General features: G+C 47.7%; 10 protein-coding genes. 9 read left to right on the forward strand and 1 reads right to left on the reverse strand.

From position 1 onward, the window contains the following. Positions 1 to 32: 32 nt before the first annotated feature. The 3 genes from M1D61_RS04120 to M1D61_RS04130 all read left to right on the forward strand — a co-directional run bounded on the left by M1D61_RS04120 (position 33) and on the right by M1D61_RS04130 (position 3505). On the forward strand, positions 33 to 1658 hold the full coding sequence (locus M1D61_RS04120) for an ABC-F family ATP-binding cassette domain-containing protein (RefSeq protein WP_060536339.1): 1626 nt from the start codon (positions 33 to 35) through the stop codon (positions 1656 to 1658). A gap of 330 nt (positions 1659 to 1988) precedes the next feature. Then, entirely contained in the window at positions 1989 to 2861 is an 873-nt protein-coding gene (locus tag M1D61_RS04125) for a cation diffusion facilitator family transporter (RefSeq protein WP_458121283.1), read from the forward strand. Between the two features lie 35 nt (positions 2862 to 2896). Next, the gene (locus M1D61_RS04130) at positions 2897 to 3505 is read left to right on the forward strand and encodes a hypothetical protein (protein WP_458121284.1); all 609 of its coding nucleotides are present in this window, start codon (positions 2897 to 2899) and stop codon (positions 3503 to 3505) included. A gap of 177 nt (positions 3506 to 3682) precedes the next feature. On the opposite strand, the gene M1D61_RS04135 is transcribed toward M1D61_RS04130, so the two are convergent. Continuing rightward, complete coding sequence (locus tag M1D61_RS04135) at positions 3683 to 3847, reverse strand: DUF1328 domain-containing protein (protein ID WP_046216099.1); 165 nt, start codon at positions 3845 to 3847, stop codon at positions 3683 to 3685. A gap of 266 nt (positions 3848 to 4113) precedes the next feature. Between M1D61_RS04135 and M1D61_RS04140 the strand changes: the two genes are divergently transcribed. From M1D61_RS04140 to M1D61_RS04165, 6 genes are all read left to right on the forward strand, one after another. Further along, a complete protein-coding gene (locus M1D61_RS04140; protein WP_458122405.1) occupies positions 4114 to 4647 on the forward strand; it encodes a DUF948 domain-containing protein in 534 nt (177 codons plus the stop codon). A gap of 100 nt (positions 4648 to 4747) precedes the next feature. Further along, entirely contained in the window at positions 4748 to 5311 is a 564-nt protein-coding gene (locus tag M1D61_RS04145; RefSeq protein WP_458121285.1) for a hypothetical protein, read from the forward strand. A gap of 88 nt (positions 5312 to 5399) precedes the next feature. Beyond that, positions 5400 to 5744: a general stress protein gene (locus tag M1D61_RS04150; protein WP_458121286.1), complete on the forward strand. Its 345-nt coding sequence runs from the start codon at positions 5400 to 5402 to the stop codon at positions 5742 to 5744. 238 nt (positions 5745 to 5982) lie between these two features. Further along, positions 5983 to 7149: a PP2C family protein-serine/threonine phosphatase gene (locus tag M1D61_RS04155; RefSeq protein WP_458121287.1), complete on the forward strand. Its 1167-nt coding sequence runs from the start codon at positions 5983 to 5985 to the stop codon at positions 7147 to 7149. After that, complete coding sequence (locus M1D61_RS04160; RefSeq protein ID WP_458121288.1) at positions 7149 to 10853, forward strand: response regulator; 3705 nt, start codon at positions 7149 to 7151, stop codon at positions 10851 to 10853. The genes M1D61_RS04155 and M1D61_RS04160 overlap by 1 nt, the downstream gene beginning before the upstream one ends. A 248-nt stretch (positions 10854 to 11101) precedes the next feature. Then, positions 11102 to 11995, forward strand: a complete 894-nt coding sequence (locus M1D61_RS04165) for a CheR family methyltransferase (protein WP_458121289.1) — start codon at positions 11102 to 11104, stop codon at positions 11993 to 11995. Positions 11996 to 12012 lie beyond the last annotated feature (17 nt).

The raw sequence follows: 12012 nt of genomic DNA on the forward strand, positions 1-12012 counted from the left end.
TACTTTATTAATGATAAGGATGGGTTGTATACATGATAAGTACTTCAGGCGTCACGCTGCGTTACGGTAAGCGCGCCCTTTTTGAAGATGTAAATATTAAGTTCACGCCAGGTAACTGCTACGGTCTGATCGGTGCGAATGGTGCGGGTAAATCCACATTCCTCAAAATTCTGTCCGGTGAAGTGGAACAGAACGAAGGTGAAGTGCACATCACTCCGGGCGAGCGGATGGCGATCCTCAAACAGAACCAATCCGAATACGATGAGTTCCAGGTGCTGGAGACCGTAATTATGGGTCACAAACGCCTGTACGATATTATGAAAGAAAAAGATGCGCTGTACGCTAAAGAAAACTTCAGCGACGAAGACGGCATGCGTGCCGGCGAACTGGAAGCTGAATTTGCGGAAATGAACGGCTGGGAAGCGGAAGCCGAAGCGGCCGAGATGCTGAATGGTCTGGGCATCGATAACGAAATGCAGTACAAAATGATGAAGGAACTGAACGGCAACGAGAAAGTACGCGTCCTGCTCGCTCAGGCACTGTTCGGTCATCCAAACATCCTGCTGCTGGATGAGCCTACCAACCATTTGGACATCGAGTCCATTCACTGGCTGGAGAACTTCCTGGCTTCCTACGATGGCACTGTTATCGTAGTCAGTCACGACCGTCACTTCCTGAATACCGTATGTACGCATATTGCCGATATCGATTTTGGCAAAATCCAGATGTATGTCGGTAACTATGACTTCTGGTACGAGTCCAGCCAGCTGGCACTCCAGCTGAGCCGTGAACAGAACAAGAAAAAAGAAGACAAGGTCAAGGAATTGCAGGCCTTTATCCAGCGCTTCAGCGCCAATAAATCCAAGTCCAAGCAGGCTACTTCCCGTAAGAAAATGCTGGACAAAATTACGCTGGATGACATTCGTCCGTCCAACCGTAAATATCCATTTATCAACTTTAAGGGCGAACGCGAAGCCGGCAAGCAGCTGCTGCTGATTGACGGACTGAGCAAAACGATTGACGGTGAAAAAGTCATCAACAACCTGACTCTGACAGTCAACAAAGGTGATAAAATCGCTCTTGTCGGTCCTAATGGTAACGTCAAAACCGCCTTGTTCCAGATCCTCATGGGTGAAGTGGAACCGGATGAAGGAACCTACCAGTGGGGTGTAACGACTTCCCAGGCGTACTTCCCGAATGACAACTCCGCTTACTTTGATGGTGTGGACGAGACGCTGGTAGACTGGCTGCGTCGTTATTCCAAAGATCCGGATGAATCATTCCTGCGCGGATTCCTCGGCCGGATGCTATTCTCCGGTGACGAAGCGCTCAAAAAAGCAAGCGTACTGTCCGGTGGAGAAAAAGTCCGCTGTATGCTGTCCCGCATGATGCTGATGGGCGGTAACGTACTGCTGCTGGACGAGCCAACGAATCACCTGGATCTCGAATCCATCACAGCGCTCAATAACGGTCTGACTGACTTTGATGGTACCATCATCTTTACTTCCCATGACCATCAGTTCGTACAGACGATCGCCAATCGCATCATCGAGATCACGCCAAATGGCATTATCGATCGTATGATGAGCTATGACGAATACCTGGAAAGCAAGGAAATCCAGGAAATGCGTGAGAAAATGTACCCGGTACAAGTATAATTTCAGAATATTTTCAATAAAAATGAGGCGGTTCCTTCTAGGAGCCGCTTTTTTGTATCTTGTTGCAGCAGTTACGGACTGATTATGTTCAACCAACGATTAGCCACTTATCCTAATTTGCGTAGAGGCAAAAATGTTTCCGATTTATCACAACTTTTCATCTGACTTACTTGCTTTGCCCGACGCTACAAGATTTGCTGCAGGCTAAAACGTTTGCCTTTCCCTACAACGTTTCTCTAGACCCACAACAAATTCGTTTGTTACGATGAACGGACGAAATGGGAAGCGGGCTATACAGCAGGACGGTCTGCAGTAGGAGGACATAATAAAATGGTAGATGTATATCAGAATATCAAGGAAGGCGAACGCGGGGCATGGCTCAGTATCATCACTTATCTGGTGCTGTCTGCCTTGAAGCTGATTCTTGGTTATCTGTTTTTGTCGAGTGCGCTGCGTGCAGACGGCATGAATAATCTGACGGATATTGTAGCTTCTGTCGCCGTATTGGTCGGACTGCGTATTTCACAGAAACCGCCGGATTCGGATCATGCTTACGGACATTTCCGGGCGGAGACGGTTGCGGCGCTGATTGCATCTTTTATTATGGCCATGGTCGGCATCCAGGTACTGGTCGATGGAGTGGGACTATTATTTTCCGGTCAACAGCAATCGCCGGAACCCTGGCTGGCAGGAGTGGCGATTGTCTGCGCGGTTATTATGTATGGGGTCTATCGGTACAATCTCCAGCTGGCCCAGCGTACGAACAGTCAGGCACTGCTGGCGGCAGCCAAGGATAATCTTTCAGATGCCATGGTCAGCACAGGTGCTGCTGTAGGGATTCTCGGTTCCCAGCTGGGCATGCCCTGGCTGGATGTAGTGGCTGCACTAATCGTCGGTCTACTGATCTGCAAGACCGCCTGGGATATTCTGAGCGACTCCATGCACCGGCTGACCGACGGCTTTGACGAACAGGAACTGCCGGGGCTGCGCAAGACGATTGCTTCCATTGAAGGGGTAGAGAATATCAAGGATATCAAAGCCCGCATCAATGGCAGCCAGACCCTGGTGGATGTTATTATTGAAGTTTCTCCCGAACTGACGATTATCGAAAGTCATCATATTAGTGATAAAGTTGAAGCCAGAATGGCTGAAGTGCATAATATTCATTATGTGCATGTACATGTAGAACCCAAAGAAAACTGAGCGCATAGGGATCGAATGGAAAAGAGGTAGACGTTGTGAAAGAATCATCGGTTTCCCGGCAGCGTCCCCAGCGTTCACGCTGGAGATGGCTGCTGATTGTTCTGCTTATTTTGCTCGTTATCGTTGCAGCCGGGGCAGCCTGGCTGGCATGGATGGTAGCCCCGCAGCGCAATCCGGGTCTCGACTACACCAATCTGGATACGACAGCCAAAATACAGACCATGATTAAGGAAAAGCGTCTGGAAATTATGCTGAATGAGCAGGAGTTCAATCAGCTCGCCCGCAGGGAGCTCATGGATCACCAGGAAGATTATCCGCCGGGCCTGCGGATCAGCGGAGCTGATTTTACCTGGGAAGGCGATATTGTTCATGCGGATCTGAGAGGAACCTATCTCGGGATTCCTTTTGGAGCGCTGCTCGATTTTACTGCAGAGCTGCAAGGCAATCGGCTGGTGCTAACTCACCAGCATACAACAGTGCGCCATGGACAGTGGCAAGGAGCGCTGCTGCAGCCGCTGGATATCTCGCTGACCAAGCATTTCCCGGCAGTGGTAGATGTGAAGCAGCTGGAGTTTGAACAGGATCAGATCATTATCCGGTTCCAGCTTGATCTGCTCAAGCTGCCAAAACTGTTGCTGCGTTAAAAGAATTTAACGAACTTTGAAAGATTTTAACTACGGTAACAGTAAGTATCACCATCCAAAGAGCCGCCCTCCCATTATGGGAGAGCGGCTCTTTGGATGGTGATACTCAGCGGATCCGGTAGATCGTGAATCATTTTATCAGTACCATGCAAATCGCTTGAGCAGGCTGCATGACAGTTAATACGTTCGTCTGCGTCCGGTGAACAGGCTGATCACAAACAGGACAAGGAACAGGAAGAACAGCACCTTGGCAATCGTTGCCGCCGCTTCGACGATCCCAAAAAAACCAAAGATTCCGGCAACAATCGCAATGATCAGGAAAATAACCGACCATTTCAACATAATAATCACCCTTTCTTTATTTGAAAATAAAAATAAACACTTCCGATCGCAAATGGATTATCCGATTAAGTATGGAATTAGTTACTTATTAATTAGTAAATGTATTTTAAACGTGCCTTTATGCCTTGAAACAGCAGCGGTTATATTTGTGTGAACGGCTGTGACTTCTGTTTCGGTCGTAAAACAGAAGGGTAGTTTATGAATAACATCCTGAAAAAATGTGAAACCAAAACATTCATTGTTGAAAGAGAGGGTAAATCATGAACATTGTTATCAGTATCAGTGTAGCGATTGTCGCTATCGCATTCGCAGTACTCGTAGTATTCCTCGTTAAGACCCTGTTATCCGCCAAGGATTCGTTGGATAATGTATCCGCAACCCTGAAGGATGTACAAAAGACAATGGAAGAACTGACATACGAAGTCAAACAGACCATCCGTAATGTCAATGATATTACTGGAGACGTCGAACATAAGCTGCAGCAGGTTGATCCGGTTGTAGAATCCGTCAAAAACCTCGGTGTGGTACTGAGCGAGATTACTGAAACGGTAAAAGATCTGACGCTGAAAACAAAAGAAGTATCCGGTACATTGTTTGACCGTGTGAAATTTGCCAGCAGCAAATCCGAACACTCTACAAATGCGCATTCCATGGTAACCGCTTCGACTCCGGAAGATCGTACATTGCAATCCTATTCCGCTACGTATGACAAAAATGGTAATAACAATGGCGCATGGTTGAACTGGGTAGACACAGCCGTTAATGTATGGCAGAAATTCCGCAAGATTCCTTCGAAATAACCTTGTCTGACTCAAATGCTCCTGACCATCTCCAAACGACCAATGGCTAGATGACGATTTCATGTGTAAACCGAGAAAGGGTGAGACGATGCTTACTTACATGATGTTGCTTGCTGGAATATTGTCCCCTTACACCGGTTCTGCCCAAGTATCTGATGCACCGTTACAGCCAGTCGTAGCTGTGCAAACTGCTGAGTATGCCGCTATGCCGGCCAGCAACAGTATCCAAACTGCTTCCATGCCGTCTGCAACAGATTCCGTATACGAAGAACCTTATACTCAGTATACATTAAGCTATAGTACCCTGAACGGCATATCCCTCAGTGATAGCCGGGCAGAACTGCTGGAGAAAAAGGGCGAACCGCTCCGTAAGGTACAGACGGATGCAGGTTATACGGAATACGAGTATAACGATGTGAAAGTGGGTATGATGGGAGAGCACATTTATTATGTAAGTGTGCCGGCCCGCGCTGGATCGCTGACACTGGATGGCCACACGCTTCGTCTGAACAAGCAGGCGATTACGAGTGAGCTGGGTCAGCCGGACTTCACAGCAGATGACGGGGAAGGGTATAACAATGACTTTTATGCTTTCAAAGTTTTTACCGACCCGGACACAGGCGAGATTGTCAGTGCAGACATTTTCGACACGACAACTGAATAATCTACAAAAAAATCAAAACAGGCTGTTTCAAACGTTTCCTGTATGGGTAATTGCTATAAATAGTCATCTTTTGAGGAAGGTGAGCAACATGAATCCGACGAATGCCAAGCCATACGCCAAAGTAGTGGAAAACGGGACCCGGGCTGTTGAGGTTGTGAAAGAGCTGCAGGGTACAGGATATGGGTTTGATGATATCTATGTACTGGCATATCGCAAAGACCTTACAGACAAGATTACCGAGACCGCCGGTGCGCAGGAGATTGGGATTAAGGAAGAAGGCATGTTCGACTCATTAGCCAACCTTTTCCGTTCACGCGGCGATGAATTACGCGCCAAGATCACTTCGCTGGGTTTCACCCAGGCTGAAGCTGACTTTTATGAACGGGAACTGGGCAAGGATAAAGTACTTATTATTGCCAATCATAAATCCTAAATATACAGGCTTGATTCAGTAGTGAAGACAAAGAGGTTGTATCAAAATCATATAACCGTTGTCCCCGCTAGGGCCTAGATTTGTAAGGAAAATGCCTTCAATTCCACTTCCATGGTGGAGTTGGAGGTTTTTTGACGAGTTTTTGATACAGCCCCTTTTGGATAACGATGACAGTTGGCTTATAATGGAGAAAAGGTAAAGGAATCCGCTTCATGAAATAAGGGAATGAGGAGAAGTTATGAATATATTAATCGTTGATGATAATCCGACCAATGTAATTATTATCCGGGAAATTCTGAAAAGAGAACAATATACCAATATCGTGACTTCAGCTTCCGCCAGAGAAATGTTTGAACACCTTGGTCTGGGTGAGCCTGATGCTGTAGCGCGTGCCAAAGCCAATTCATTTGACCTGATTTTACTGGATATGATGATGCCGGAGATGGATGGGATCGAAGCCTGCCGGATCATCCAGCAGCATGAGCTGCTCAAGGATATTCCGATTATTATGGTGACTGCCGTCGGCGACTCCAAAAAGCTGGCGGAGGCGCTGGATGCAGGAGCGATGGACTATGTGACCAAGCCGATTAACAAGGTGGAATTGCTGGCCCGTATGCGTTTGGCACTGCGGCTCAAGCACGAGAAAGACTGGCATAAGGAACGGGATCAGCATATTCAGGATGAGCTCAAGCTGGCTAGTCTTGTACAGCATGCTGTGCTCAGTACGCCGATCCATGATCCATCTTTCCAGATAGATGCGCTGTACAAGCCATCCTTTGAGCTGGCAGGTGATCTGTATGCCTGGTATCCGCTCGGTGAAGGACGTTATGGCGTCATTTTGCTGGATATGATGGGGCATGGTATTTCATCTTCCTTGTTCTGCATGTTTATCGCTTCGGTGCTCAAGGATACGGTAACTACCTATGTGGAGCCGGAGAAAGTCATCCAGGAGTTGAACCGACGATTTAATCAGCTGCATATTGAGAACCAGCTGGTACAATATTATTTCACTGCCATCTATCTGGTGGTGGATACCAAATACAAACGGATTGATTATGTTAATGCCGGACATCCGCCGGGGCTTTTCTTTGATGATAATGGGGAAGTAACCAAGCTTAGCACAAGTACATTCCCAGTAGGATTGTTTGACCGGATTGAAATGGAGTCCCGCAGCTTCCATTATGAAGGAGACGGACATCTGGTACTGTATACCGATGGTCTGCTTGAAGCGGTAAAAGGCGATCAGGATGTGCAGCTTAATTTCCTTATCGATCAGCTGAAATCCAATCATCATCTGGATAAAAACAAAATCGAAACGGTATTCTTTGAAGCAAGTGCACCTGCAGACCGAGATGATGATAAGTGTCTGGTATGGATTTCACTCAATGAAGGAGCGGACAATTAATGAAGCTGAGAACGAAGCTGGTCCTGGGGTTCAGTGTCATCATTTTATTATTGATGACGCTGGGCTTTATTACGTATGACCGGATGAACTACATGAACGAACAGTTGGACAAGGTATACCAGGAACGCTATCTCAAAGTACGGTATTCGACCGATATGCGCTCTGCAATGAATATCATCGCCCGTGAAGTGGCCAATATGCTGCTCAGCACGTCTACACAGCCGATCGAGCAGACCCGGGCGATGATTGAACAGAACATTACCAGTGGGAACAATAATCTCAAGCTGCTGAACGAATCGTCCAATTCACCGGAGGAGAAAAAACAGATTGAGACGGTCACTGCCAACTGGCAGACATTTGTGGATTATTCCCGCCAGCAGACTTCCCTCGTGGTGGGAGATCAGATTGCTGCCGCCAACAATTACCGTACACAGGTAGGCCTTGCTGCGCAGACGAATCTGAACCAGAGCATCTCGGCTCTGGCCGAGTATCAGGATAATGCGATTGATACCGAGATTGATCAAGCCAATGCCGCTTACCAGAATTCTATTCGCATCACGACTTATGTCATGCTTGCCGGTGTAGTATTGAGCTTGCTCGTTATGCTGTGGATTGTACCAAGCATCAGCAAGGGACTTGGAACGGTCTCTATGATGATCAAGGGATTTTCGGAAGAACGTTTTGGCATTATTCGCCGCATACAGGTTAAATCCAAGGATGAGATCGGCGATGTGGCCCGTGTATTCCAGCGTATGGCCGAAGATCTGCAGGAAAAGCGTCATATGGAGGAGCAGTATCGTCAGGCCCAGGAAGACCAGTCCTGGCTGGACTCCAATACGGCGCGCATTACCGAGCTGCTGCGTGGCGTAAGCACGCTGGAACAGAGTGCGCAGACCTTTATTAATGAATTTGCGCCAACGCTGGGTGCCCACTTTGGAGCATTGTATCTGCGCACAAATGAAGTGACCGACAAAATGCTGCTCAAAGCAGCCTATGCTGCTGACGGTGAGTTGTGTTCGAAGAAGGAAATCCGCATTGGCGAAGGACTGACCGGCCAGTGCGCCGCAGACCAAAAACCGATCGTACTGGATCATGTGCCCCAAGGGTATATTCCTGTCAATTCCGGATTGGGCTCCAGTCAGCCGCGGAGTGTACTCATCTATCCGGTATTGTTCAATGACGAACTGCTGGGTGTTATTGAGCTGGCTTCGCTGAACACATTTACGTCACTGCAGCGGCAGCTGCTTCACTTACTCACTCAGGACCTCGGCATTATTGTAAACAACATTAACCGCCGTTTGCACGTCGAGGAACTGCTACGCGAGTCGCAGACATTGACCGAGGAACTGCAGAGTCAATCCGAAGAGCTGCAGCTGCAGCAGGAAGAACTGCGCCGTTCCAACGAGCGTCTGGAAGAGCAGACCGAGGAACTCAAGCGTTCCGAAGATGTGCTGCAGCGCCAGCAGGAAGAACTGGAGCATTTTAATAATGAACTGATCGCCAAAACCCGCGAGCTGCAGGAGCAGATCCAGCATGTGGAAGAGCAAAATGAAGAGATCGAGCAGAGCAAGTATCAGTTGGAACAGCAGGCGATGCAGCTCGCTGTGACAAGTAAATATAAATCGGAATTCCTGGCGAATATGTCCCATGAGCTTCGTACACCGCTGAACAGTCTGCTGATTCTGTCCCAGCTGCTCACGGAGAACAAAGATGGGAATCTGACCGAGAAACAGATGGAGTACGCAAGCACGATCTATATGTCTGGTGCAGACCTTCTCAAGATGATTGATGAAATTCTGGATCTGTCCAAGGTCGATGCCGGCAAAATGGAAATCAACCGTGAAGCGGTACCTGTAAAAAATCTGGAGTACTTTGTAAATATGAACTTCTCGCCGGTAGCGGCGAAAAAAGGAATCGACCTGCATATTACGGTTGGCGAGAATATGCCCGAGGCAATTGTAACTGATGAGCACCGGGTGAAGCAGGTACTGCGCAATATGCTCTCCAATGCATTCAAATTTACGGATAAAGGCTATATTGAGATGAATCTGGATGAAGCTGATCCGGCGGAATTGCCAGCCTACCTGAACAGAGAACAATCCTTTATCGCCATCAAGGTAATCGACAGCGGCATTGGTATTCCGCAGGATAAACTGGATCTGATCTTCGAAGCCTTCCAGCAGGTAGATGGTACAACCAGCCGCAAGTACGGTGGTACAGGCCTGGGGCTGTCAATCAGCCGTGAGCTGTCTCGTTTGTTGGGCGGAGGCATTACGGTCAGTTCGGAAGAAGGCAAGGGAAGTACATTTACCATGTACCTGCCAAAGCTGGTTCCATCATCGTCCGAGCAGACAGAGGCAATTACAGGAACAGCTGCTGATCGGGTGAATCCTGCCTATATGCCGGCCGATTTTACCGGTCAGGTACTACAGCAGGCTTCAACACATATGAATAACCGCAAGCAGGTCGACGAAATGGAATCCGCTGTGATTCCCCAGTCGCTTCATGATGACCGTGATCAGCTCGGCAAGGAAGACAAAATGCTGCTGATTATCGAGGATGATGCCAATTTCGCTAAAATTTTGATGGATATGGCCAGAGGTCGGGGGTTCAAAGCGCTCGTAGCGATGCAGGGCGATACTGGTCTGCATATGGCCAAAACGTACAAACCGGACGCTATTATCCTGGATATCCAGCTGCCGGTTATCGATGGCTGGGCGATTCTCAGCGAGCTGAAGAGCAATGCGCATACCCGGCATATTCCGGTGCATGTCATCTCCGTCATGGATGAAGTCAAGCAGGGTCTGATGATGGGAGCGATTGCCTACCTCAAAAAGCCATCCAGCAAAGAAGCGCTGGAAAAAGCATTTTCTCATCTGGAATCCTATACCGAGCAGGGACTCAAACAGCTGCTGATTGTAGAGGATGATGAGATTCAGCGCCAGTCCATTATTGAGCTGATCGGTCATGACGATGTAGCTATCACTGCTGTCTCGACCGGCAAAGCTGCGCTGGCAGAACTGGATGGCAAGCGTTATGATTGTATGGTGCTGGATCTGATGCTGACCGATATGACCGGCTTTGAACTGCTGGATCGTATTCGTGATAATCATCAGCTCAAAGATTTGCCGATCATTATTTATACCGGCAAGGATCTGGACACCAAGGAAGAGACCCAGCTGCGCAAATATGCAGAGTCAATTATCGTTAAGGATGTCAAATCACCGGAACGTCTGCTGGATGAGACAACCCTCTTCCTGCATCGGGTGGAAGCGGATCTGCCGGAAGACAAGCGTCGCATTCTGCAGAAACTGCATAACAAGGAGACTCTGTTTGAAGGCAAACGGATTCTCCTCGTCGATGATGATGTGCGTAACGTATTTGCACTGTCCAGTGTACTGGAGGGATACCGTATGGAAGTTACCTTTGCCGAGAACGGACGGGAAGCGATCGATATTCTGGAAAAGCAGGATTTTGACCTGATTCTGATGGATATGATGATGCCGGAGATGGATGGATATGAAGCGATGCGTATTATTCGCCAGATGCCTGGATACGACAAATTGCCGATTATTGCACTGACCGCCAAAGCGATGAAAGACGATCGATCCAAGTGTATTGAGGCTGGAGCATCTGATTATGTCAAAAAACCGATCCAAACGGACCAACTTTTATCATTAATGCGTGTTTGGTTGTATTCGTAGAGCACAAAAGTGGGTAAATGAATTATAATATAGAACGTTGGTTAATTACCTGCGTCTATATATACAACCGATTGAGATTCAGGCATATCCGATTTCTGTGGATATAAGCTTGATATAAAGATGAGGAACGACCATATAATTTCCAACTAAAATGTAAAAATGTCGAGAAGCCGGCTGCGCAAGCAAAGCAACCGGCTTTATACAGAATAAGAATGGCGTACAGTTTACAAGGAATCGGGGCTGAAAAGATGACATCGACGAATCATGAACAAATACAGAACAACTCAAACTCGCCCCAGGGGGAAAGCCAGATCATTACCAATCTTGCAGAACGCGAGAATATTGAAATCGACCTGCTGCTGGAAGGGGTACACCGTTTGTATGGGTATGATTTTCGCAACTATGCGCGTGCTTCTTTGACCCGCAGAGTATGGCATCATATTCATGCCGAGAATCTCAAATCCGTCTCGGCGCTGCAGGAGAAGGTACTGCATGACCGTTCCTGTTTTGAGCGGTTTGTACAGAACCTGTCGATCCCGGTAACGGAGATGTTCCGTGACCCGCAGTTGTTCCGTATGTTCCGGGAGAAAGTAATACCCCTGCTGCGCACCTATCCATATATTCGGATCTGGCATGCAGGCTGCTCTACCGGAGAAGAAGTCTATTCGATGGCTATTCTGCTGCATGAGGAAGGTCTGCTGGACAAGGCACGGATCTATGCGACCGATATGAATAACCGTTCACTGCAGCAGGCGCGCGAAGGTGTATTCGGAATTGATCGTATGCAGCTGTATACCAAAAATTATCTGGAAGCCGGCGGTACCCGCTCGTTCTCCGAATATTATACAGCTAAATATCAATCTGTTATCTTTCAGCCTTTTCTTCGCAAACATATCATCTTTGCGGAGCATAACTTGGCTACTGACCGTTCGTTTAACGAGTTTAATGTAATTTTTTGCCGAAATGTAATGATCTATTTTGACGATAAACTCCGTGAACGTGTTCATGGATTATTTCATGAAAGTCTTAGCCGTTTCGGTATTCTGGTGCTGGGCTCCAAGGAGTCCATGCAATTCACCGGCTACAGTGATTCGTACGAACCACTGGATCGGCTGGAAAAGGTATACCGGAAAATTAACTAGAGAATGTAGGGGGATAC

It is taken from the genome of Paenibacillus sp. Z6-24 (assembly GCF_054161335.1).